We start from the raw sequence: 22,521 nt of genomic DNA, 5'->3' as shown, positions 1-22,521 counted from the left end.
ATGGATAAAAAGAATTTCCAGAAAGAAAAGAAAGCTCACTGGCTCTCCCTCGAACTGAAAGATAACGAAAAAGAAACGAAGGACCTAGCGCGCTCTGAATTTTTCACTTCTCCGGATCCAGTCATCGCAAGGATTAAATCCGGGGAGTTCGATCGTAAGACCTTCCTCAAATTGATGGGTGCGGGAGTCGCAATGACTTCCTTAAATTGTGTACGCAAGCCTGTCGAAAAAATCGTTCCTTATGTGGATCTAAAAACCGACGAAGGTACTTTCGATTTCGTAAAACACGGACAAGCGTATTACTACGCTACCGTATTCAACGGAACCGGTTACCTGGTAAGATCTAAAGACGGACGTCCTCTAAAATTAGAAGGGAACGAAGATCACCCTGTTTCTCAAGGTGCTCTTGGCGCTTCCGGCCAAGCTGCTATCTTCGATCTTTATGATCCGGATAGAGCGCAAGGTCCTGCGGCAATTTCCGGCGGAAAAGTGGAGAATATCCAATGGAGCTCTTTGGATTCCAAAGTCCAGGAAGCTCTTTCTAAGAATAAAGGGAATACCGTAATCGTAACCAGACCTCTTGATTCTCCTTCTACCAAAGCGATCATCGCCGACTTCTTAAAAGCGGTAGGCGGAGGACAACATTTAGAGATCTCTATCACTTCTCCAGAAGATGCAATCTCCAAGGCGCAAGCGGCTTCCTATGGAAAAGCTCTTGTTCCTAACTATAACTTCGAATTGGCAAACACGATCCTGTCCATCGATTGCGATTTTATGGGTGGATGGTTGTCTCCGGAAGAACACCAAAAAGATTTTGCAAAACGCAGAAACTTAAGAGATGGAGCCAAAGACGTTAACTACTTCATCGCTGCCGAATCGATTCCTACGATGTCCGGATCCAACGCGGATCTAAGACTTCCAATCCGCCCTGGTGACCAGACGAAACTGGCTCTTGCCATCGCTGCCGGGCTCGGAGAATTAGGAGCAAACACTAAGGATGTTACCGGAACTTCTACTGTAGAAAGTCTCGCAGGAGAACTCGGAGTTACTGCAGAGGGAATACGTAAAACCGCAAAAGCACTTTGGACGAATAAAGGCAAGTCTCTCGTAGTTGCGGGTGGTCTTTCTGCTTCTACCAAAGAAGCTGTGGATCTTCAGATCCTTGTGAACTTCTTAAACTCTACTTTAGACAACGACGGTAAGACTGTTGATTACGCTTCTCCTAAAAAAGAAGGTTTGGCGGATTATTCCGGTAACCTAAACAAACTTACGGAAGCATTAAAACAAACAAAAGTAGGAGTTTTATTCCTCTACGATACCAACTTGGTTTACCAAGCGGGAGATTCTTGGAAGGACCTTCTTCACAGAGCGGCTTTGACCGTAAGTCTTGCCGACAGAGCGGATGAGACAGCACTTGCCTCCAACTATCTGGCTTCTACGACTCATTTCTTAGAGTCTTGGGGAGATTCGGAAGGAACTAAGGGAATTTTCTCCATCCAACAACCTGCGATCCGTCCTTTATTCAACACTCGTTCTTTCGAGGACAGTTTGATCGCTTTCGCAGGCGGATCTCTCGGTGGAGAAAAATCATTTTACGAATACGTAAAGAACTCTTGGACTAAAAAACTCGGCTCCAAACTAAAATGGGAAGATCTACTTAGAGTTGGAACTACAGTAAGAGCTAAGGACCGCAGAAAAACAGCAAGTGCTACTCGTGGCTTCAATAAAGGCGCTCTGAAAAAGCCTGCTTCTTATCCTGCCGGAATCCGTCTGGCTCTTTACGAGACAAGCTCCATAGGAGACGGTAGAGCGGCTAATAACTCTTTACTACAAGAGCTTCCTGATCCTGTTACTAAGGTTACTTGGGACAACTACGTAGTGATTTCTCCTTCATTGGCGAAAGAGAAAGGGATCCAATCCAACGATGTGATTTCCGTTAAAACTGCGAAGGGTTCTATCGAACTTCCTGCTCAGGTTCAACCTGGAATGCATAAGGACTCGATCGGGATCGCGGTCGGTTACGGTAGAACTGCAGCCGGTAAAGTAGGAAACGAAGTAGGTAAGAACGCATACGTTCTGGCAGAAGACGGAGTGTTCTCCGGAATTTCCGTAACTTCTCTCGAGAAGACTGGTAAAACCTATAAGCTTGCTTGCACCCAACACCACCACGTATTATCTCCAGGTTTCGGATACGAGGATCGTCCTTTAGTCCAATCTACTTCTTTGGAAGAATGGAAGAAAAATCCAGCTTCCGGAGTGAAAGAATCCGAAATTCCTAAAATCAAAAAAGACGGTAAGATGGTCTACGCAACCGGAGCAAACCCGGTTCATGAATACCCTGGTTATAAATGGGGTATGGCAATCGACCTGACTGCTTGCACCGGTTGCGGCTCTTGCGTCATCGCGTGCCAAGTAGAGAACAATATTCCGGTAGTAGGAAGAGACGAAGTTAGAGTGGGTCGCGAGATGCATTGGCTTCGTATCGACCGTTACTATATCGGTGATCCTGAAAAACCGGAAGATCTACAGATTGCTCACCAGCCTATGATGTGCCAACAGTGCGATAACGCTCCTTGTGAGACTGTTTGTCCTGTTGCGGCTACCGTTCATAGTTCGGAAGGGATCAACGATATGGTTTATAACCGTTGCGTTGGAACTCGTTACTGCTCTAACAACTGTCCTTACAAAGTTCGTCGTTATAACTGGGCTCAACACTGGTATAACGAAACCGGAGCCGAAAAAGGATCCAGAACTCCGAGATATCTCGGACTCAATCCTGAAGTTACGGTTCGTGGTAGAGGGGTTATGGAAAAATGTAACTTCTGCGCTCATAAGATCGCAGAGGCGAAAATCCAAGCCAAGAACGAAGGAAGAACTCTTAAAGACGGAGAAGTTCGTTGTGCATGCGAACAAAGCTGTGCTGCGGATGCGATCAGCTTTGGTAATACCAACGATAAAACTTCTAAGGTTTCCAAACTTAGTGCGGATCCTAGATCTTTCCGAGTTCTTGAGTATTTAAATGTCGGTCCCCAGGTCGCTTATCTGACCAGGGTAAGAGCTTAATCCGGAGTAATTAAAGCGCTATGTCTATACCTAACGCAATCAAAGAAGCCCTGGATATCCAACCTTTAGTCACCGGCGGGAAATCCGTCCGTGATGTCACAGAGGATATCCTCAAGCCGGTAGAAGCTTTCCCCACTTCCTTGTGGTGGAAGGCTTTCATTCTGGCTCTTACCATTACCGTAATCGATTTAGGTATCATCGGATACTTGGTATACGAAGGTCTTTATATCCTAGGGATTAACAATCCTGTGGGTTGGGGATTTTTTATCGTTAACTTCGTATTCTGGATCGGTATCGGTCACGCAGGAACTCTGATCTCTGCGGTTCTTTATCTGTTCCGCCAAGAGTGGAGAACCGGTATTAACCGTGCAGCAGAAGCGATGACCATCTTTGCGGTATTAACTGCTGCATCCACTTTGATCATCCACATCGGACGTCCTTGGATGGGATTCTGGTTATTCCCTTATCCGAATGAAAGAGGACCTCTTTGGGTGAACTTCAGATCTCCGCTGATCTGGGATACTTTTGCAGTTTCCACTTATTTGAGTATCTCTCTTGTTTTCTGGTATATCGGTTTGATCCCGGATATCGCTGCTGTAAGAGATAGAGCGACAACTCCTATTCGCAGAAAAGTATATGATATTCTTTCCTTCGGATGGGTCGGGTCCAACAAAGCATGGTCTCACTTAGAGACTGTTGCGATGATCCTCGCCGCTTTGTCCACACCTCTGGTTCTTTCGGTGCACACGATCGTATCCTTCGACTTCGCGGTTTCCATCGTTCCGGGATGGCACACTACAATCTTCCCTCCTTACTTCGTTGCCGGTGCGATTTTCTCCGGATTCGCGATGGTGGTTACCCTGATGGTAATCGCAAGGGAAGTCTTCCAGCTGAAAGATTATATCACCATGAAACACTTGGAAAACATGAACAAAGTGATTATGGTTACCGGTTTGATCGTAGGTCTTGCTTATTCCACCGAGTTCTTCATGGCTTGGTATTCCGGAAACGAATACGAAGGATTTACCTTTGTTAACAGGGCATTCGGACCTTACGGATGGGCATACTTCATCATGTTTAGCTGTAACGTATTTGCTCCTCAGGTGTTCTGGTCTAAAAAACTTAGAAACAGTATCCCTGTGATGTTCATCGTTTCTATCATCGTAAACATCGGTATGTGGTTCGAACGTTTCGTGATCGTAATGACATTACACGCGGACTTCTTACCTTCCAGCTGGGATAAATACATTCCGACGGTTTACGATTTTATGATGTTGCTCGGAACCTTCGGTATCTTCTTCACTATGTTCCTTCTCTTCTGTAGATTACTTCCTGTGATCGCGATCGCAGAGGTGAAAACTGTAATGCCTCATAAAGATGGAGGTCATCATTAATGTATACTCCTAAGAAAGAACAATTCCATACTTTCGAAGAAACAGAACATGGAGTTTTCGGATTATTCGATACTCCCGCTCAGATCCTAGACGCGGCTCAAAAAACAAAGGAGAAGGGTTACACCAACTTCGATTGTTTTACTCCGTATCCTGTGCATGGACTGGATGACGCAATGGGTCTTCCTCGTTCCGGACTTCCTTGGGTGACCTTCTTCATGGGACTTTTTGGATGTATCACCGGTTTCTCCATGCAGTATTTAACTCATAAATACGATTGGCCGATCAATATTTCCGGAAAAAGTTTCAACGCTTGGTTTGCGTATATTCCGATCACATTCGAGTTTACAGTGTTCATGGCTGGAATTTCCACAGCTGCAGCTTTGTTCTTCCTGGCTAAACTTCCAAAAACCGGTCGTAAGGTTTTACATCCGGACATCACTACCGACAAATTTGCACTTTGGATCCCATCCAACTCAGCGAATTATTCAGAAGGTTCAGTGACCGACTTTATCAAAGGCCTCGGCTCTAAACATGTCGAGACGGTGAAATAGGAGAATTTTGATGATTTCACTGCAAAGAATTTTTGCTCTTTCTCTCGCAGGTTTGATCCTATGGAACTGCGAGTCTAAGACTCCTCCTATGGAGTATATGCCGGACATGGCCGATTCTCCAGCAAGAGAGGCTCAGGAAGCGGATTCTAATTTTCCGAACAATACTTCCTTACGTTTGCCTCCTGTAGGAGCAGTTCCACAGGGATATTACCCTTATGAGTATGCGGGTTGGACACAATCTCTGGATGCTCTTCCTAATAAAGGACTTGCGAATCCTATCAAGGGAGATCTGGCTACTCTTCAAAAAGGGGAGATCAAATACCAAACGTATTGTAGCCCTTGTCACGGTGTTAGAGGACAAGGAAACGGAACCGTTGTAGGTCCTGCTCCACGTTTGAATATGGCTCAGGCCGACGGAAGCCCTATGGCAGCGCTGACATCTGCAAGTGCTAAGGCCTATTCCGACGGACAGATCTACCATATCATCACCGAAGGAAAAGGAGCTATGAAAAGTTACGCTTCTCAAGTTCTTCCCGAGGATCGTTGGAAAATCATATTATATGTTCGTAAATTACAAGAATACGACAATAGAACGGCTGGCAAATAATGGAAGTTAAAGTAGAACAAAACTTAATCAACTTTAAGTTGGATTCCAAAACCAGAAACGCTCTGGTCGGAATGATCTTAGTAGGTTTGGCAAGTATAGGTGTTGCGGCCTTCGGTCTTGGACATCCGGAACTTCGTCATGAAGGTGGACATTCCAATCCTGCTTGGTCCGCGTATCTGGTCGGTGTATTCTTCATTTTGGGAATTACTCTTGCAGGGATCTTCTTTACCTCATTGGCACATATCACTGGGGCTCATTGGCCGGTAACTCTGCGTAGAATTTCCGAAACCTATGGACTATTTGTTCCTGTTGCAGCGGTCCTTCTTCTCGTCCTGATCTTTGGAGCTCATGATCTTTATGAGTGGACTCACGCAGAAGCTGTAGAAGCTGATAAACTTCTAAAACATAAAAAACCGCTCTTAAACATCGGATTTTTCTCCGTGATGATCGTAGTTTTAGGGGTAGCTTGGTCCGGGTTTGGATACTTATTCTATAAGAAATCCGTAGCTCAGGACGGCGACAAAGACGTAGCACATACGCAGTTCAATGCAAAGTTAGCCGGAGGATATATCATATTCTTCGCTCTTTCTTTCTCTTTAGTTTCCATCATGTTGGTAATGTCTCTTACTCCACACTGGTTCTCCACCATGTTCGGAGTTTACTGCTTTGCAGGAGCTTATCAGGCAGGACTTTCTTCTTTCATAATCATGGCGTATTATTTGAAGAAGAAGGGATTTTTAGGAAACCTGGTGAACGAAAACCATATCCACGACTTAGGAAAATTCCTTCTCGGTTTCACCGTATTCTGGGCTTACGTCGGTTTCTCTCAGTTCATGTTAATCTGGTATGCTTCCATTCCGGAAGAAACTTTCTTCTATGAGCAAAGACTGACGGGCGGATGGGAATATCTGACTCTGGCATTGCCTGCTATCAAGTTTGCGGTTCCTTTCTTACTTCTGTTAAACCGTCCGAACAAAAGAGATATCGACTTTTTAGTGAAAGTCGCTCTTTGGGTGGTTTTCACTCAAGCTACAGAAATTTTCTGGTTGGTTTATCCTGCTAATTTTGTGGATTTCTCCTTCGGAGGATATCTGGTATCTTTAGGAGCAGTGGTTGGGACGATCGGATTATTCGGTCTGGTAGTTTTGAAAAGATTGGAAAAAGCTCCTTTGATCCCGGTGGGAGATCCGAGATTGGAAGACGCCTTACACCATCACCAATAAGGAAAAGGATCATGAAAAAATTAGCATTAAATATTACGATCCTCGGAATTGCAGCTCTCTTTTTGGGAGCTTGCTCCAACACCGCTCAAATCGTAGGGAATATCAATTGTCCTACATTAGAAAAAGATAAATTAGATCCGAAAGTCGGAATTCTTTCCGACGAGCAACCTGGTTCCGTTCAAATAGAACTCCTCCCAGTCGGAACAGTAGTAAAGGTTTACGATTATAGGAACCATTATTATATCGCAAAAAAATTGGTCCGAATCAAGACCGAAAAAAACGAGGGTTGGGTCGATCCGGTTTGTCTGGTAGTCTCTCAGAATCCGGAAGATTCCGTTTTCACATGGGGATATCGTTCCGATTATAAACCTTTCTTGGACAGAGAGGACAGAGATAGATATAATTATAAAAACGATCCAAATGCAGGCCCTGATGCAAAAGGAAAATCTGCAGACGGATTCGAATATGATATCTACAGAAACCTTCCGAAAGATAAGGTTCCTCTGGCAGATCTGGCGCCTGAGCTGAAAAAGTAAAAGAAGAACGTTCTTTTATCCGTTTCAAAATTCACAAAACCCCCTCCGGATTCGATTCGTTGGGGGATTTTTTTTGTAAAACGAGAAGGTGGAGTATGAATAAAAAGATACTGATCAGAAAATCCGCGGCAGGTTTACTCCTTCTATTTTTTTCCTGTTCCATTATTTTTCATACGATCATCATTTCCGGCGTGGTCCCTTTTTCCATAGTATGGGGAGGGAGATTGGAAACATGGGAACAGATGGTCGTTTTTGAATCGATTTCCATTCTTCTAAATTTTATCTTTTTAGCAGTGATCGCACTCGATTCAGAATATATCAAACTGCCAGTTCCTAAATCGATTGTTCGGATATTACTTTGGATCATGATCGCGATCTTTTCTTTAAATACCCTGGGAAATATTTTTTCTTTGAACGCGACAGAAACTATCGTATTCACTCCGGTAACTTTAGTGACCGCTTTATGCGGCCTTGTTTTGGTCTTTCTCCCTTCGAAAGAAGAAGTTTGAGATTTGAATTCCTAAACGAAGTAAATTTTTTACTGGAATCTTCCCGGAAATTCGTTTAGGGTTTCCAAATGCGTTTACTGGTTTTCTCTATCTTCATTCTAATTTTATCCAACGCCTGCGCTTCTAGATATTCGCTTACCCAAACCAGCGAAGTAGGAACTCCAACAAAACAACCTACTAAAAAATTCAGGATCGCTTACTTAGGTTTTAATACGTTCAAATCGACTAAGTTAAAAAATCCGGATGGGACAGTGGACTTTGAAGCCCTTTCCGATCCGTATTCCCGCACGATCAAAGAACCTATTGGAGGAAGTTTTCCAATCCCTGGCGAAAATAAACCGAACGGAATCAGAAAGGATCTCTCTTCGGAGAGGATTTCGAAATTCGTAAAAGCATTTTTAGAAGTAACCGGACCTACCGGGATCAAGGAGCTGGAAAAGTTTTTGGAGATCTCAAAAACAGGGGAAAATTACACTTACTCCTTCAAAAATCTCCCCTACGATTACTATATTATGGGACTGCACTATCCAGTTTTTGAAAAGTCTAGGAACATAGGTTTAAACTTTGTAACAATCTTTTCTAGTCTCTTCAGTGTGGCAACGTTAGGAATTCTCCCTTCCTACGAAGCGTATGCAGCGAATACAAAAGTCCTTGTATATGATAAAAACTTAAATCTTATAAAAGAACTGGAATATGATAATAATTACTCAGTATGGAGGGCATTATGGATCTCTCCTAATCCAAAGGAATGTGGAATAGGAAGTTTGGAATGTCTTGGAATGTTTAGCCCGACACTCGGTACGAATCCGCCTATGGTATTCGAGGCGAGTGCTCCAAAAATCAGTGCCGATCTAATCGATTTTATAAACACTCTGAAATAAGAAAAGACACCCGGGGGGACACCCCGGGATTCGAAGCTATTTAGCGAGAAGGGATGCTAGGTAACTTTTCTTATCGATAGGAGGATCGAAAATGGAAGCAGAACAGACTTTATAATTTACGGCGGTAGGACAGCTTGCCGTTCCCCCGATCTTACATCCCGATTTCTCGCATTTTTTGCGGTTTTCGGAAGTATCCGAGCCGGAATAACTGCAATAATCCCTACAATTGGAGCTCGAACCGGAGCTACAGATATAACATCCATCCGCGTAGAGACCAAGTTTAGAATGAGCGGAGAAGGCCAAGATAAGAAGCTGGACAATGATCAGTTTTTTCATAGATTCCCCAAATCCGAAATTGGATTAATAATTTATTTCCATAATTTAAACTAGTCAACCGATTAATTAGGAAAAATTTTTTCGTAAGATGGAATTAGTTTTGTATCCGATATAATCTACCGATTTACAGAAACATAAATAAAACTTACATTTTCGTGGGTTTTGCCCGGGTTTCAGACCCCCCGTTATAGGGATACGATAGTCCTCCAGTGTCCCCTAACGGATAATATTTAGTAAAAAATTTTTTCCCAGGAAAGCGATTTTTCTTTAAAAAAAAGGAATCGAAAGACATTCAAAGAATAAATTTTGAGTCGGTTAATTCGAAAAGAATCAATTCGCTTATTAAAATAAGTAATATTTATATTATGCAATATTATGAAAGGAATTCTAGAACTTTGGACTATATCGTTTCCAAGGAGCAGAAAAAGCATGTTATTCTGAAATATCTATTAGATCAGGAACTTTCTCTTAAGATCTATCCTTTTGATAGAAAGGCGGTTATCAAAAAGTATCTGGAAGAGGACGAAAAGATCCTAATCCGTATGCCGGAAGATTGGGAAGAAACGGGAGAGAAGAAGATCTCCTTATTCAAGATCCTCGCCAAGTATATAGAAATAGAATGTCAGTTCCTTCAAAAAGCGGAGAAGGACCTGTACCTCTTAAAGGTGGAGAGACTGGCCATTGCAAAATCGAATCGGGAAAGTCCTCGAGTTCCGGTTTTGAACGGTAAGGTAGTCGTTACCAATCTAATTACACCTAAAACGGTGATCGAAGCGAATATGTTCAATATTCCCACTTTAATAAAAGTGAATTTAGAAGATTATAAGAACCGTCTGAAAAAGAATAACACTGATAATATAGTAATTGAAGCATTCAAACCCGGTTTGGATAGGAAGTTCGAGATCGTTAAACGTTCTCGCAAATCGTTATTGTTAGAGGATACCCAAAACGTTAAGTCTTATTCGGAATCCGGGCCGGATCGTTTGGATTATTCCAAAGAGGTGGACGAAGATGTCGGTACAATGATCCGAAAATTTAAGGACCAGAAAATCGTTTCGGAACTCATCCGCCCTATCATTTACAAAAATCATTCGGATCAGCCTATCCCTATAGGTTATATATGGATACAAAGTAAGGATAAAAATTTCAGTTCGGATTATTTATCGGAGCTGGGGAAACTTTCCGACGAGGTTGTGAGCCGGATCAAAGAATCGAATACTATCAAAACTACTGAAAAGTTTAAAGTTTTGGATGCTTCTCTCAAAGGGCTTAAGGTAAAGATCCACGATCCGGATCTGATCGATACTCTAACTAAGCAGGAAGACTTTATCCTGGATGTTCTCTTTAAGATGCAAGCTCCATTGACCGTGTCCGCCGCCATTCGTTGGTGGGGAAAGGATGAGGACAAAAATTTGATGATAGGTTTGGAGTTTAAGGGGAAATCGGATCATCCTGGAGAGAGGAACAGGTATATTAAGAATCTGGAATTGATGCAAAAGGGCGCTCTTTAATTCAAAAATCGAATCTTCCTTGGGGATCTATTAAGGAATCAAAATCCTTGAAGGAGGCAAATTCCGCCCAAACTTCCCTAAAAACACCGACTAACATTTTTCTATAATATTCTTTATCGAAGCCCGTAATTTTTATCCTATTCGGATAAAGTTGTAATTCTTCTTCCGGCATGTATCTTTTGTCCTTTGTTTTCGATCTTCGGTTCAATACTAAGTATTTTATCTTTTCCCCTGCCTGCACTTCTATTCCAAAATCCTTAAGTTTCATCATGGAAAGTGCAGTGGCTCCCATTACTTCGTATTCTTCCAATTCCCTGGAACTGGATTTGCGAAGTAGAAGATTTTCCGGAGGAATTCGATCCTGACGGATCATAGAATCGTATTTATAATAGATGGATAAAATTTCAGATTCGGACTTTTTTAGATCTTGGATCGTAACCTTGGTCTTCATCCATTCCAACATTTCAGTTTGGGCGTTTGTGATAAAATAAGGCAGGTCCTTTCTTCTGGCTCCTATTCCTCTACATTTCAACTTTCCGGATTGGAATCTTCCCATATATCTATTTGCCACAGGCATTTCGGAATCCTGACTGGAAGGGGGAAAAAGTAACCAAGTATAGACCCCATCCACCTCCATTCTGATCCCGGTCCTTTTTTGTATTTCTAAACACAAGGAATCCAGTTCGGTTGCGCTCAGCGGAGAAGAATTTTGATTTTTGATAAATATACTGTCGGTGATCGCATGAACGAACTCATAGCCGAATTCTTCAGCGGTTTCTTTTGCGAGAAGAAGTTTTTCTCTTCCGAATGCGTTCACGGTTTCGTGGCTTTCTAATCTTCCGAATTTTGCGTTTCTATAACCTAAGTATCCGAATGAAGTGACTAACATCCATTTTAAACTGGCTTGTTTTGCTTCATAGTCCTCCAATTGTTTTCCGGAAGTGATCTTGGACTGTTTTTTGTAATAGGCTCTTCTTTCCAATACATGTTCGAGAGCTTCGGAAACAACTCCTTTACGTTTATTGCATATACGATATCCAATATCCGGAGCTTTTGGGACTGTTTTGTCATCGGCACAACATAGGCAATTCACACATTCCGGAGAAATATTATGCATCGCCATGATACTCGGATACATCTGAGCGAAATCCAATTGTGCTACATTTTCCGCCGTTTTTCCATGACTTACATCCGGTTGGAAGACCAATCCACCTTTGTCTGCTTCTAACAATTGGAGAGCTGTCTTAGGAGCCTCTACCGCACTTTTTTGCCAAGGAACTAAATATCCTCTCCTTAAGGCCACATCGGTCTCTATATAAGTGAGCGCCTTTCCTGTGGATGCTCTTGCCATTTTTTGTATAGGAAGTCGGGAGAGTCTCGCAAGTTCCACGACTCCCATTAGATCCGCTTCCTTGTATACAAAACTATTTTTGGAATCTATATGCCATCTTCCGAATAAAGGATAAGAAGGAGCCCTAAACACTATATTCCCATACGTAAAATAACTGGTTCCTTTGGTACTTATATTTCTTCGGATGGGAGTGCTCCTATCTCTGTCTAATGCAGGCAGAAATCCGTGTTTTTGGGATTGGTAGAACAAATAAGGTAGGATGACTTGATCTCCATACCGGGTCAGAAGAATGTCCGGATCTTCTTCCCTTAATAGTATATCCAGTTTTTCTAATAGTTTTTCGGGATCCGTTCCGGAAAACTCATGGTAATCCGTGTCTGTCCTTACGATCAAAGAATTTTTTTCTATACTGATCCTGTGACTTTTTTTGAGTTCCAAATGTATTATTTTGAACTTAGGGACTTCATAGTCCATTTCCGATGGAGAATCCCCGGTTCTAATTTTTACGACCCGTTTTGCTCCCGGATCTTCGGTGTAATCTATTTCCATTTTACATAAAGGAAATAGACCTTTTTGGAACATGTAGCTTGTAGGAAGATCCAGATCAGAATGATAGATCTCGAATTTTCCGTAAAGAGCATATAATTTCCGACTGATCTTAGGTAAGACAGAAGGTTTGCTAATCACAATTTTTAAGACAGGAACGGTCTTATTTTCATAGAATAGATTTCTATTTTCATATACGGGAATACCTAAGATAGCATCCAGCTCGAAAAGACGTTTTACTAATTTTTTAAGTAGATCGGCTTCTCCTCTTGCATATATGATCGGATTAAATTTATCTAAAAAGAGTTGGGATCCACCTTCTTCGTTTTTTAGCCAAAGATATACCACGTCCTCCGCATGATAAACGTCGAACAGATATCCTCTGGCGGTTTGGAGATTCATTCTTGTTTCCTGATAGCTTCCGATTCTTTTTTTAATCTAAGTATTTCTTTCTTAAGATCGATCATCATCGTAAGAAGCATAATATCGATCGGATAAGGAGAAGAAGCCATCACTCCTGCCTGCACCTGGAGTTTTGCAGTTCGGATCAATTCGTCGAAAATTTCCTGGTCCGGTTTGCGAAGTCCTCTTCTGTATTGTCCAAGACTGGATTCGATATACTGCATTTGTCTGGAATATGGAATAACCGTCCTACCCATAAATAAACTCCTGTTTGGAACTTTGATCCGTTCCGATCTCGTATATAGATTTCGCTTTTCTGATCTTAAGATAAGAGTGACCTTCCACCATATTCAATTCCCAAAGATCGTCAGAGAGTGCCACTAACTTGGGGAAAATTTTTTGAAAGTTCGGGTGAGTGTATTTTGTAGATTCCACAAGGACAATCGGGATCCGTTTGGAACGCATACGTTCCAATAATAATACCAACTTTTCCAAAAGGAAGAGACCTTCGTCGTCCTGAACATCTCCATCAAAGAATTGTTTGCAGGGAGCCAAAAGGAAATAGATCGTATTTTCTTTTGTCGAAGTATAGATCTCCCGTAAGGAATCCAAGATCTGATAGGGAGTAAATGCTCTCTGGACCAAAATCTTTTCCAGAAGGGCCTCTGGAGATACTCTCCTTTTTCTAGTCTCTTCTGTGATTGTGAATACGTCGAAACGAATGGCACAGTCCAAATTAAAGACCTGGAATCCGGAAACGGCAAATGCGTATTCCCAACGAAGCGCCAATTTATAGATCCCCTGTCTTCCCGTTAAAAGCCCTACATTATCCCTGCTCCAGCCTAGGACCGGGCGAAACAACTGGTCTTGGAAACCTTCCAGGGGACCTAAATACATATATACTATATAAATGATATGTTGAAATATGTAAAGTGATTTGAGGTGTAGGAATTCCAAAAAGAGGACTTTTGGGCTTTGGGCTACTTCAATTATGTCTTGTCTAAAATTATTTTACCAAATCCTTGGAGCTATGGAATCAGATCATTTCAAAACGGTCCGTGCTCGTTCTGCTGTAGATTATCTTTTTAGGACCGTTCACCAGCATCATTCTCAGCTCAGCCAGATGGCGGACCAAAAAGCGAATATTCTGATCGCGGCATCATTCGTAATCCTTTCACTATCCTTAGGATATGTCCAAAGGCCGGTCTATAGAACAGGATTACTGACCTTGATGGTATTTATCGTAATCGCAGCAAGTTTGGCTATACTCGCGGTGATGCCTACGTTCAAACAGAAAAAGAACGGTAAATCGAATCCTTTGTTTTTCGGGCATTTTGCTCCGTTGAGTGAAAAAGAATTTATGATTAAGATGGAAGAGATCGCTTCGGAAGATTCTACTTTGTATGAAGCCTTAACAAGAGATCTGTATCAGTTGGGAAAATCTCTCTACTTTACAAAATATAGATATTTGAGATGGAGTTATCGTTGTCTTTTAGTAGGAGTCACTTCATCCATGATTTTAATATTTTTGGAAATTAAAGGAATTATATAGAACTAGCTGAAAAATACTTTAAAAAGCCTACAGCGAAAAGTTTAATCCAAGGAATTGTTTGTAAAGGGTTTTGAGAAAGGTTCTATATAAAATATACATGAAAGAACAGAAAATTTCCCTCCGAACCGCAAATTACGAAGATTTGAGAACTCTCGAAGAATGGGATGAAAAGGAACATGTGATCGAGTCCGATCCGAATGATGATTGGGGTTGGGAAATCGAACTCAAACGATTCCCGGATTGGAGAGAACAATTGATTGCGGAGAAGGAAGGGATCCCGATCGGTTTCGTGCAGATCATTGACCCGCAAAGAGAAGAATCCCATTATTGGGGAGAGATCGGATCCGGTTATATGGCAATCGATATATGGCTGGGCGATGTAGAGAATTTAGGAAAAGGTTACGGAACCCAAATTATGAGGCAGGTTTTGGAAAAATGTTTTTCCAAAACTTCAGTTCATTCTGTTCTCGTGGATCCTCTTGCTAAAAATTCCAGAGCACATACGTTTTACGAAAAATTCGGATTTAAATTTCTGGAGAACCGAAGGTTCGGATCGGATGACTGTAAAGTTTATCTTTTGACCAGAGAAAATTGGGAAGGATATAAAAAATAAACTTTCAGCTCGGGACGACTGTTTCGCTTTTCTTGTTCTTCAGTCTTTTGACTAGATGATCTCTCAGCGCTAAGAAAGGTCTTTCGGTTATATAGAAGATCGGGATGCAGACTAGAAAGACAAATAGAGTAGTCAGTAATCCTACTAACAAAAAGGTTCCAAAATTCGTTAGTTCCACATTACTATTTCCGTATAATAAGAACAATGCTATTCCTGATAGACCTGCATGCCATAAATACATCGTGTAACTCACGCGAGCAATGGGCCTAAAAAAGGAAAAACTGAAAATTTTGTTCCAAAAACTACCTTTGATTAAAGCAACTATAAACAATAATCCATATCCGAACTGAAATAGGGTAAATATAAAAATGGAATTCACTTTCACCCTTGTCTGCTGAAACGAAAATAGCAAAGTGACGATTATACAAACACTGAATAAAAGATCTATTTTGATATTCCTTTGTTTAAAAAAAAGCGGTTTCCAGCGTAAGAGTTCCGCAATCAACATTCCTAAAATCAAAAAGTCAAAACGGGTTTCCGTATGGACCTCGACTAAACGTCTGTCAATTCCCCAAAAAAAATAGACGATTCTGAAAATTAACGGTAAAAAGAATAAAACTATTAATATATTTCGTCTCAAGTTTTCTGTAACTCTGAAGAGTAGAAACATACATAACGGCGGAACGACCAGATAGAACTGTTCCTCGACAGAAAGGGACCATCCATATTCAAACAATCTTTCTCTAAAATAATTTGATAGGTATAAGAAATCCCCCCATGAATTAGATAGCATGTTTTCTAATTTTTGATGGTTGAAAATGTCTGCTGTATTTGGGTTTGGTATCTTATCAAAAAGTTTATAGGTTTTTTGAGTATAAAAATAATTGATCAAAATACAAAAATAATACGCAGGCATGATCCTTAACGTTCTTTTTACATAAAAAATTTTCAGATCTAGTTTGGAGGTTTTTTCGTATTCCGCTAAAAGTCCCCCATAAATTAAAAACCCACTTAGGATAAAGAATAAATCCACGCCTGTCCGAAAATTTTGAAGAACGTGTATGAGGGTCAGTTCTTCCGTTTTAAATATTGGTCCTAGGTGAAATATAATGACTAAAAAAATGGATAGCGCCCTTAATCCGTTTAATGCGGGCAATTCGGATTCATTTTTAGAGAATAGATATTTCAATTCGAATCTCTTCCGTTTTTACTTCTGACGCCGAATAACTAGGTCGGCATTAAAATATGGAAATAAAATGATCCGATATTGAAAACATATTTTTGCATTTTACATTGAACTTTCCGTTCGATTTAAATGGCATGCGTGAGAAGAGATCACAACTTAATTTGGATCGGAATAAAACGATTTAGGATTTCTCGAACGACCCGATTGAGTCTCGGTTTACCTTCGGCCTCTAGAAGTATCCAATAAGCATAGTCTATGCTAAACATATCTTTGATGTTCTTTCCGACCTTGATCCATTGTTGTTCTATTCTCTTTTTCGCTTCTACGGTTAGGTTCGGATTTTTTTGGAAATTTTCCAAATAGGAATAATATTCCGAGGTGAGGGAAGCAGGTACGGGATCCGTCCACTTTCTTCCTCTTATGGTTCTTTCCGTTTCCCAGCGGAATTCGCCAAGGGTTTTGGTGACTACTAATGTAGCATTTTCCGTCATGATTATCGGAAATAACAGCCTACAGCAATCCTGGTTGCCAACACTTGTATCTTGCCAAAGGACTCCTCTGTTTCCGCTATAAGGAAGTAGGATACAATCCGCAGAAAATTCTTTTCTAAACGGATCGGTACGGCTTGGGTCCATATTGGAGATCGCGCTTACTTCTCTTTGGAAAAGGTTCGGATCTATCTGCTTAACTTTTTCTGCATTCGATAGGATTTTATCGCCGAAAGTCAGATTGGATTCTGTGGATCCGTAAAATTGATCTTCTGAAAGGATCGGGTAAGCGAAATTCGGATTTAAGGAAATACCCAACAGTCCCATATAAAGTATGTTTTCCAATTCCCAGTCCAGAATATGCAAAAGATATTCATTATTCATTATATTCTTTGCTTCCGCTTCCTGATTCCAGCGCAGGTTCGATTTTTGGATCTGATCGTAGGTCTGTCCCAGATGATTTTGGGATGGATTCTTTTTGCCTGCCAGTATCAAATTTAACCAATCAGGCAGGAGATGGACCGAGAGTTTTACTTCCCGGTATTGGTGATCGGTTGTGGGGGATTTTAGCGAGGTAATGGCTATTTCCAGATCCTCTATTCTTTTTGCGGATAGTAAACCTTCGTCCAAAAAGAAAAAATGAATAAATAGAAGTACCGGCTTAGGGACGTTGGACGTTTGAGAGCGGAATTTGATGAAGCATACATTGTACAGACGTATTAATATTTTATAATCTTCTTGTCTATGTTTTCTACGTATTAATCCCGGGTGTTCTTTATAAGCATTTACTAATCGAGATATCTCTTCGCAGGTGTTTGGATGCAGGCCTGAATATTCTAAAATTTGTGCCAGACTATTTAGGTATTCGTCCGGTATGGCGCCTGGTTGAGCGGGGCCGGCTGGACTTGTCTTTGGAGTTTCAAGCCATTCTTCGCTTTTCTTTTGGTCCAATTCCGGGATTGTTTTGATCTGCAGTGTAAGATTTGTACCTTCTTGTGAGATTAATATCGCTTCGGATTTGAGCCATCGTTTACTCTCATCCGGAACTATGATCTTCATTCTTTCGTATCTGGTGAGAGAGAATGTGGCCCCTACTTTTTTAGTATAGATCCTTGCTCTTATCGCTCTGTTTAAGGAATTCTCATCCAGCTCTTGGATCCCTAATAAGGCTGGAAATCTTTCCTCTGAATCGGTTTCTAAAATTGCGCTAATGAAGTTTTTAGCTATGGCCTTATGATCTTCAATCAAATGATCCAAAGTATGTACGATCAATATGTCTTTCCATGCGGGAAGATTACTTTGTTCTGCAAGAAATTGTAAAAACTCGGGGAGAAAATATTTTCGATACCAGGAAGGGTCTTCCGCCAATCGTTTTAGATCGGAGTTATCAACCTGGTCCAAAAATGTGTGAAAAAGATTCGTGTCCTTGGAATTGAAATGATGGAGACGTAGCTTGGAAACGATCTTCGCTCTGTATTCCAATGCGAGCCGATTTTGCCTGCGTAAATAACGTTGTAAGAGGAAGATTACGGAAAATAAGAGAACTAAAAAAATCGTTCCGCTGATAACTGGAGTCCAGGAGAACTCCGGCCAAATCAGGATAGGGTTGCCGGGATCCTGACCTAATATGAGCATGTAAAAATAATAAATGGAATTATAAAGTAGTCAAGATGTTTCCAGGGTTGGAAAAAGAGGAAGAGGGAAGAATTTTAGAAGGAGAGATAACTTCTCCGGAAATTTTGTCCCGGAGAAGTCGCAAATTTTAATCCAATCTGAAATCGGTCATCGGGAATTGTTGGGTGATCTCTTTTACACCAGCCTTAACTTTTTCCTTTGTCTTTTCGTCATCAGGGTTATCTAAGAAATCGCAGATCAGATTTCCAACTTTTTCGATATCGGAAGGTTTAAGCCCTCTGGTAGTAAGTGCAGGAGTTCCTAAACGAATTCCGGAAGCGACTGCCGGAGGATTTTTGTCGAATGGGATGGCGTTTTTATTCACGGTAACTCCCACCTCATCCAATCCGTCGGCCGCTTTTGCGCCGGTCAGTCCTTTAACGGACACATCCAAAAGGACTAGATGATTGTCAGTTCCGCCGCTCACAACCCTGAATCCTCTTTTTACGAATACTTCCGCCAAAACTTTTGCGTTTTCGAGTACTGTTTCGATATACTTTTTGTAATCGGGGGTTAACGCTTCTCCGAATGCCACCGCTTTTGCGGCGATCACATGCATTAGAGGTCCACCTTGGATCCCGGGGAACACTCTGGAATTTAATACTTTCTCATTTTCTAATTTAGAAAGAATTAATCCACCTCTTGGCCCCCTGAGGGTTTTGTGAGTGGTGGTGGTAACGTAATCAAAATTATCGATCGGAGAGGGGTGATAACCTGTCGCGACTAACCCTGAAATATGCGCGATATCCGCCATCAGTTTTGCACCTACGGATCTTGCGATTTCTGCGAACTTGTCAAAATCGATCGTTCTGGAATATGCGGAAGCGCCTGCAACAATCAATTTAGGCTTATGTTCTTTTGCAAGAGCCGCCAGAGCGTCATAATCGATCGTTTCCGTTTTAGGATCTACACCGTAAGGGATCGGTTTATAATATCTTCCGCTGATATTTACAGGAGAACCATGGGTTAAATGTCCGCCATGGGCCAGGTTCATTCCTAAAAAAGAATCTCCCGGTTCTAATGTTGCCAAGAAGACCGCCATATTTGCCTGAGCACCGGAATGGGGCTGAACGTTCGCATATTCTGCTTTGAAGATCTTTTTTGCCCTTTCGATCGCCAAGGACTCGACTATGTCTGCGTTTACACACCCGTTATAATATCTTTTTCCGGGATATCCTTCTGCGTATTTATTGGTGAGCGTAGAAGTATAGGCTTCTAAAACGGATCTGGATACGAAGTTTTCGGATGCGATCATTTCCAGATTTTGTTCCTGCCTCATGTCTTCCGCTTGTAAGGCTTTGAAAATTTCGGGGTCTTGTTGGGGAAGGTATTTCATTTTTTCCTCGGTTTGAGTTTTGAGAGAATCATTCTCCCAGAATATAGCCTAGATCTGAATATTTTTCCTGGAAAAGCCGATCTGCCGCTTTGCGAACGTTTCGAAAGAAGGAAGGATCCGTCTCGGTACCTAGAATTTCAACCCCCAGATAATCCGCAAATAAAAGGGAAAGGTCTTGTTTGAATTTTCCTGGCGAAAAAGAGGTCGGTAATGAGGTCACAAATTCCTCATGAGTTCTGCCCTTTCTGTATTCCGGTTCTTCCGGAGGATGGGGTAGGAGGTCCGACACCAAAGGAATAAGCCTTGGGTCCAGGATCAAGGTCCCATGCTGCACGATACAGTTCTTCTTCCTGAACTGGGCGTTACCCGAAATTTTTTTCCATACATCCGGAGAAAGTTCCAAGGCTAAGTCGGACTTGCCCTTACATTTTGTTTTGAGCCCTTGTCTATTCAATGCGGAAGATATCAAACCTAAGAATATATTATAAGAGTTGGCAACTGGATAGAGTTCAGGTTTTGCCTCTAATGAAACAAAAAGACTGAAGTTCAGATTCCATCCCGGCTCATGAACCACTGTTCCGCCACCGCTTGCTCTTCTGGCTAAATACACCGGATCTGTGGCAGAAGGTTTTTTTGGGATTCGTCTTTTTTGAAATTCGGTCAGAAAACTTTCTCGGTTCTCTTCTCCTGCGCTTAGTTCCGGCTTTTCGGAAAGACCCATTATAATGGACCTCGGTCCTTCCCAAAACCGAACCCCTCCGGAATATCCTCCGGATACTAGTTGGACTGCGAGAGCCTCTTCTAAAGCTAGATTATAATAAGGTGTCCGAATGGATTTTTGGTCTAGTATAAAAGTTCGCACTTCGAGACCAGAGTCTATCGACCTATGGTTTTCGTCCATGGGTTTTGTTATTGACTGTAGTTATCTTTTTATCTTTTGGAACGTTTCTCCGAATCCGACTTCTGTATTCTACTTAGGGAATAATTTCCTCGTTTAGAATCTACGAAAATGAACCACGTTCCATATATATTAAAAAAATATAATATTAAAGTGCACTTTAATATTTGTTGAACTTCGGTCTCCGTTGTTCTGTTTTTCGAAAAACGGGAACATTCTCCTTTCTTTTCTTGTCCTAATTAATAGAGCATTATGAAAAATGAATATAATTTATTTATTGGAGAAGTTGGGACTTCTCTCCTATTTTTTAGGAACTCAAAGAGTTTTTAATCGGTCCTGGATTTTTGTTTTGGCGATGTTTCTTTTGTTGGGAGCATGCGTTCAAGATAAGGATATCCGATCTAAAGAGTCCGGATTATACAAACCTAGCTTCGCTCTTTTTGGGGATAGTATCTCCGCCTTCTGGCCTATAGAAGAGCAGTTCCCTGAATTTGAGACTTATAAGAAGGCGTTTCCAGGTAGAAGGACTTACGAGATCCAAGAGGCCGCTAAAAACGAAACGGGAAGATATAGGTCCTGCATGTTGAACGGCGGTGTAAATGATTTCCTGAATAATTTCGAACCCACTTGGGAAGAAGTCGATGCCACTGTACAAAGACAGCTCGAGACTCTTGAGATATTGAACGAACATTGCGACTATATTATCGTTCTGAACGTATGGACAGTGCAACTTCCTTGGCCTGTAAAAGCCGCGTCCATGATCAATCTAGAAATGAAGAAGAAGGTAACCTTTTTGCCGAGGATCGATCCGGAAGATCTGATCCATACGGAAATGTTATTGGACGGAGGCCATCTTACCGACGAAGGATATGGTATTCTTTCCCAAAGAGTGAGAGAATACCTTAACGCTACTTTGCCGGAGTTCTGGTTGGAGTTCCTATTATGAAATATAGGTTATTCCTTCTTCTGGCATTCTTGAGCCCTCTTACGGAAATTTTTGCTTCGGATAAAACTTCGATCCCCTATCCGGTCTGGGGGCAATCTGTCGGAGTATATAATATTTTTGTAATTAGCGCGGATGCAAAAGAATACAGGAATTCTAAGGATTATGACAGGAATCGTAAGATTTCTTTGGATGGAGAATTGAAACTGGGGGATCATTTTTCAATTTCTGCTGGTTACGGATATGTGGACCAATATGCCACACAAGCAACTACTTGGAGCGGTTGGGACAGATGGAGAGCGGGTTTAAAAACGTTTTTCACTTTAGGAATATTTTCAATAGGAGGAGGTGTGAACGTTTACGGACCTTCTGCATCCGAACCCTGGATCGGAGAAAGAAATCCGGAGCTTCTTTTGGTCCGTCCTCATTTGGGATTTGTTTTAGATTTTGGTAAAACTAAGTTCCAGGCTTTCGGTTTATACGAAAGAGAGACCGATTCCAAATTCAGAGATCCGGTCCAAGACAAATATTATCGTTATATGGAAGCGGGTGCCACTCTTTCTTATGATACAAGTTCGAATTGGATCCTAGTTCTGGAAGCCACCTATCGTATGGCAGTCGAAAATACGATCCCCACTCCTCGTTCCGATTCATTTAATCTTCATCCGGGAGTCCAGTATAAGATAGGAGACGGCGGCGGGAGAGTTTTTTTTAGCGGATTATATGGAATGAGAAAGGATAATACCTACGATCAGGGTTTTAAACTGGGTTATCAGCAGATGTTTACTTTCGGGGAGACTCCGGAATAGACGCACAAGGTTTGAGAGTGAATATTATAACTGTACAGCCTTGCGATTCGACAATAATCCAAAAGGCTCCCTCATTACGCCGATTTATCAATATCGTTCTTTGAGTAGATCA

The 22,521-nt window shown here is 41.5% G+C and carries 21 protein-coding genes; 13 read left to right on the top strand and 8 right to left on the bottom strand.

Annotated elements, in window-relative coordinates; all coding sequences use genetic code 11:
• The 8 genes from LEP1GSC192_RS04870 to LEP1GSC192_RS04835 all read left to right on the top strand — a co-directional run bounded on the left by LEP1GSC192_RS04870 (position 1) and on the right by LEP1GSC192_RS04835 (position 8,764).
• Positions 1-3,063, top strand: coding sequence for a TAT-variant-translocated molybdopterin oxidoreductase (locus LEP1GSC192_RS04870; protein WP_020768940.1), 3,063 nt, complete (start codon positions 1-3; stop codon positions 3,061-3,063).
• 26 nt (positions 3,064-3,089) lie between these two features.
• On the top strand, positions 3,090-4,457 hold the full coding sequence (gene nrfD / locus LEP1GSC192_RS04865; RefSeq protein ID WP_085988907.1) for an NrfD/PsrC family molybdoenzyme membrane anchor subunit: 1,368 nt from the start codon (positions 3,090-3,092) through the stop codon (positions 4,455-4,457).
• Positions 4,457-5,008 (top strand): DUF3341 domain-containing protein, encoded by a 552-nt coding sequence (locus LEP1GSC192_RS04860; protein WP_020768865.1) that lies wholly within the window; start codon positions 4,457-4,459, stop codon positions 5,006-5,008. The genes nrfD and LEP1GSC192_RS04860 overlap by 1 nt, the downstream gene beginning before the upstream one ends.
• Before the next feature lie 10 nt (positions 5,009-5,018).
• Positions 5,019-5,615 carry a cytochrome c gene (locus tag LEP1GSC192_RS04855; RefSeq protein ID WP_020768776.1) on the top strand — a complete coding sequence of 199 codons (597 nt, stop codon included), beginning with the start codon at positions 5,019-5,021 and terminating at the stop codon, positions 5,613-5,615.
• Positions 5,615-6,838, top strand: coding sequence for a membrane protein (locus LEP1GSC192_RS04850; RefSeq protein ID WP_020768946.1), 1,224 nt, complete (start codon positions 5,615-5,617; stop codon positions 6,836-6,838). Before LEP1GSC192_RS04855 ends, LEP1GSC192_RS04850 begins: the two co-directional genes overlap by 1 nt.
• An 8-nt stretch (positions 6,839-6,846) precedes the next feature.
• Positions 6,847-7,374: a hypothetical protein gene (locus tag LEP1GSC192_RS04845; RefSeq protein WP_369750021.1), complete on the top strand. Its 528-nt coding sequence runs from the start codon at positions 6,847-6,849 to the stop codon at positions 7,372-7,374.
• A 95-nt stretch (positions 7,375-7,469) separates the two neighbouring features.
• Positions 7,470-7,883, top strand: a complete 414-nt coding sequence (locus tag LEP1GSC192_RS04840) for a hypothetical protein (RefSeq protein ID WP_036089099.1) — start codon at positions 7,470-7,472, stop codon at positions 7,881-7,883.
• A gap of 68 nt (positions 7,884-7,951) precedes the next feature.
• Complete coding sequence (locus LEP1GSC192_RS04835) at positions 7,952-8,764, top strand: hypothetical protein (RefSeq protein ID WP_020768875.1); 813 nt, start codon at positions 7,952-7,954, stop codon at positions 8,762-8,764.
• 36 nt (positions 8,765-8,800) lie between these two features.
• Here LEP1GSC192_RS04835 and LEP1GSC192_RS04830 read toward each other — a convergent pair whose 3' ends face one another.
• The gene (locus tag LEP1GSC192_RS04830; RefSeq protein WP_020768860.1) at positions 8,801-9,100 is read right to left on the bottom strand and encodes a hypothetical protein; all 300 of its coding nucleotides are present in this window, start codon (positions 9,098-9,100) and stop codon (positions 8,801-8,803) included.
• 365 nt (positions 9,101-9,465) lie between these two features.
• On the opposite strand from LEP1GSC192_RS04830, the gene LEP1GSC192_RS04825 reads away from it, so the two are divergent.
• Positions 9,466-10,611 carry a DUF1577 domain-containing protein gene (locus LEP1GSC192_RS04825; RefSeq protein WP_020768971.1) on the top strand — a complete coding sequence of 382 codons (1,146 nt, stop codon included), beginning with the start codon at positions 9,466-9,468 and terminating at the stop codon, positions 10,609-10,611.
• Position 10,612: 1 nt separating this feature from the next.
• On the opposite strand, the gene LEP1GSC192_RS04820 is transcribed toward LEP1GSC192_RS04825, so the two are convergent.
• Genes LEP1GSC192_RS04820 through LEP1GSC192_RS04810 form a run of 3 tightly spaced genes read right to left on the bottom strand, consistent with a single transcriptional unit; the run spans position 10,613 to position 13,807 of the window.
• A complete protein-coding gene (locus LEP1GSC192_RS04820) occupies positions 10,613-12,910 on the bottom strand; it encodes a DNA polymerase domain-containing protein (protein ID WP_020768841.1) in 2,298 nt (765 codons plus the stop codon).
• Positions 12,907-13,167, bottom strand: a complete 261-nt coding sequence (locus tag LEP1GSC192_RS04815) for a hypothetical protein (RefSeq protein WP_020768937.1) — start codon at positions 13,165-13,167, stop codon at positions 12,907-12,909. Before LEP1GSC192_RS04815 ends, LEP1GSC192_RS04820 begins: the two co-directional genes overlap by 4 nt.
• Positions 13,160-13,807: a hypothetical protein gene (locus LEP1GSC192_RS04810; RefSeq protein WP_020768812.1), complete on the bottom strand. Its 648-nt coding sequence runs from the start codon at positions 13,805-13,807 to the stop codon at positions 13,160-13,162. The genes LEP1GSC192_RS04815 and LEP1GSC192_RS04810 overlap by 8 nt, the downstream gene beginning before the upstream one ends.
• Before the next feature lie 133 nt (positions 13,808-13,940).
• Here LEP1GSC192_RS04810 and LEP1GSC192_RS04805 point away from each other — a divergent pair, with 133 nt between their 5' ends.
• Positions 13,941-14,462, top strand: a complete 522-nt coding sequence (locus tag LEP1GSC192_RS04805; protein WP_232420960.1) for a Pycsar system effector family protein — start codon at positions 13,941-13,943, stop codon at positions 14,460-14,462.
• A gap of 97 nt (positions 14,463-14,559) precedes the next feature.
• Positions 14,560-15,075 (top strand): GNAT family N-acetyltransferase, encoded by a 516-nt coding sequence (locus tag LEP1GSC192_RS04800; RefSeq protein WP_020768847.1) that lies wholly within the window; start codon positions 14,560-14,562, stop codon positions 15,073-15,075.
• A gap of 4 nt (positions 15,076-15,079) precedes the next feature.
• Here the strand turns inward: LEP1GSC192_RS04800 and LEP1GSC192_RS04795 are convergent, their stop codons facing one another.
• The 4 genes from LEP1GSC192_RS04795 to LEP1GSC192_RS04780 form a co-directional block, all read right to left on the bottom strand.
• Positions 15,080-16,264, bottom strand: coding sequence for an acyltransferase (locus tag LEP1GSC192_RS04795; RefSeq protein WP_020768834.1), 1,185 nt, complete (start codon positions 16,262-16,264; stop codon positions 15,080-15,082).
• A 146-nt stretch (positions 16,265-16,410) separates the two neighbouring features.
• Positions 16,411-18,384, bottom strand: a complete 1,974-nt coding sequence (locus LEP1GSC192_RS04790) for a hypothetical protein (protein ID WP_020768974.1) — start codon at positions 18,382-18,384, stop codon at positions 16,411-16,413.
• A 127-nt stretch (positions 18,385-18,511) separates the two neighbouring features.
• Positions 18,512-19,759, bottom strand: coding sequence for a serine hydroxymethyltransferase (gene glyA, locus LEP1GSC192_RS04785; protein ID WP_020768801.1), 1,248 nt, complete (start codon positions 19,757-19,759; stop codon positions 18,512-18,514).
• 28 nt (positions 19,760-19,787) lie between these two features.
• Positions 19,788-20,621 (bottom strand): biotin/lipoate A/B protein ligase, encoded by an 834-nt coding sequence (locus LEP1GSC192_RS04780; RefSeq protein ID WP_020768930.1) that lies wholly within the window; start codon positions 20,619-20,621, stop codon positions 19,788-19,790.
• A 295-nt stretch (positions 20,622-20,916) separates the two neighbouring features.
• Between LEP1GSC192_RS04780 and LEP1GSC192_RS04775 the strand changes: the two genes are divergently transcribed.
• Entirely contained in the window at positions 20,917-21,603 is a 687-nt protein-coding gene (locus tag LEP1GSC192_RS04775) for an SGNH/GDSL hydrolase family protein (protein WP_020768838.1), read from the top strand.
• Positions 21,600-22,409, top strand: a complete 810-nt coding sequence (locus tag LEP1GSC192_RS04770) for a hypothetical protein (RefSeq protein ID WP_020768983.1) — start codon at positions 21,600-21,602, stop codon at positions 22,407-22,409. Before LEP1GSC192_RS04775 ends, LEP1GSC192_RS04770 begins: the two co-directional genes overlap by 4 nt.
• Positions 22,410-22,521 lie beyond the last annotated feature (112 nt).

Origin of the sequence: Leptospira sp. B5-022 (assembly GCF_000347035.1) — a bacterium.
GTDB lineage: Bacteria > Spirochaetota > Leptospiria > Leptospirales > Leptospiraceae > Leptospira_B > Leptospira_B cinconiae.
Note: the sequence above shows the minus strand (reverse complement) of the source record. Positions and strands in the feature narration are given on the sequence as shown.

Coding starts and splice junctions, on each gene's coding strand:
- LEP1GSC192_RS04870 (WP_020768940.1), top strand. CDS start 1: ATGGATAAAAAGAATTTCCAGAAAGAAAAGAAAGCTCACTGGCTCTCC.
- LEP1GSC192_RS04860 (WP_020768865.1), top strand. CDS start 4,457: ATGTATACTCCTAAGAAAGAACAATTCCATACTTTCGAAGAAACAGAA.
- LEP1GSC192_RS04855 (WP_020768776.1), top strand. CDS start 5,019: ATGATTTCACTGCAAAGAATTTTTGCTCTTTCTCTCGCAGGTTTGATC.
- LEP1GSC192_RS04850 (WP_020768946.1), top strand. CDS start 5,615: ATGGAAGTTAAAGTAGAACAAAACTTAATCAACTTTAAGTTGGATTCC.
- LEP1GSC192_RS04840 (WP_036089099.1), top strand. CDS start 7,470: ATGAATAAAAAGATACTGATCAGAAAATCCGCGGCAGGTTTACTCCTT.
- LEP1GSC192_RS04835 (WP_020768875.1), top strand. CDS start 7,952: ATGCGTTTACTGGTTTTCTCTATCTTCATTCTAATTTTATCCAACGCC.
- LEP1GSC192_RS04830 (WP_020768860.1), bottom strand. CDS start 9,100: ATGAAAAAACTGATCATTGTCCAGCTTCTTATCTTGGCCTTCTCCGCT.
- LEP1GSC192_RS04825 (WP_020768971.1), top strand. CDS start 9,466: ATGCAATATTATGAAAGGAATTCTAGAACTTTGGACTATATCGTTTCC.
- LEP1GSC192_RS04820 (WP_020768841.1), bottom strand. CDS start 12,910: ATGAATCTCCAAACCGCCAGAGGATATCTGTTCGACGTTTATCATGCG.
- LEP1GSC192_RS04815 (WP_020768937.1), bottom strand. CDS start 13,167: ATGGGTAGGACGGTTATTCCATATTCCAGACAAATGCAGTATATCGAA.
- LEP1GSC192_RS04810 (WP_020768812.1), bottom strand. CDS start 13,807: ATGTATTTAGGTCCCCTGGAAGGTTTCCAAGACCAGTTGTTTCGCCCG.
- LEP1GSC192_RS04805 (WP_232420960.1), top strand. CDS start 13,941: ATGGAATCAGATCATTTCAAAACGGTCCGTGCTCGTTCTGCTGTAGAT.
- LEP1GSC192_RS04800 (WP_020768847.1), top strand. CDS start 14,560: ATGAAAGAACAGAAAATTTCCCTCCGAACCGCAAATTACGAAGATTTG.
- LEP1GSC192_RS04790 (WP_020768974.1), bottom strand. CDS start 18,384: ATGCTCATATTAGGTCAGGATCCCGGCAACCCTATCCTGATTTGGCCG.
- glyA (WP_020768801.1), bottom strand. CDS start 19,759: ATGAAATACCTTCCCCAACAAGACCCCGAAATTTTCAAAGCCTTACAA.
- LEP1GSC192_RS04775 (WP_020768838.1), top strand. CDS start 20,917: ATGAATATAATTTATTTATTGGAGAAGTTGGGACTTCTCTCCTATTTT.
- LEP1GSC192_RS04770 (WP_020768983.1), top strand. CDS start 21,600: ATGAAATATAGGTTATTCCTTCTTCTGGCATTCTTGAGCCCTCTTACG.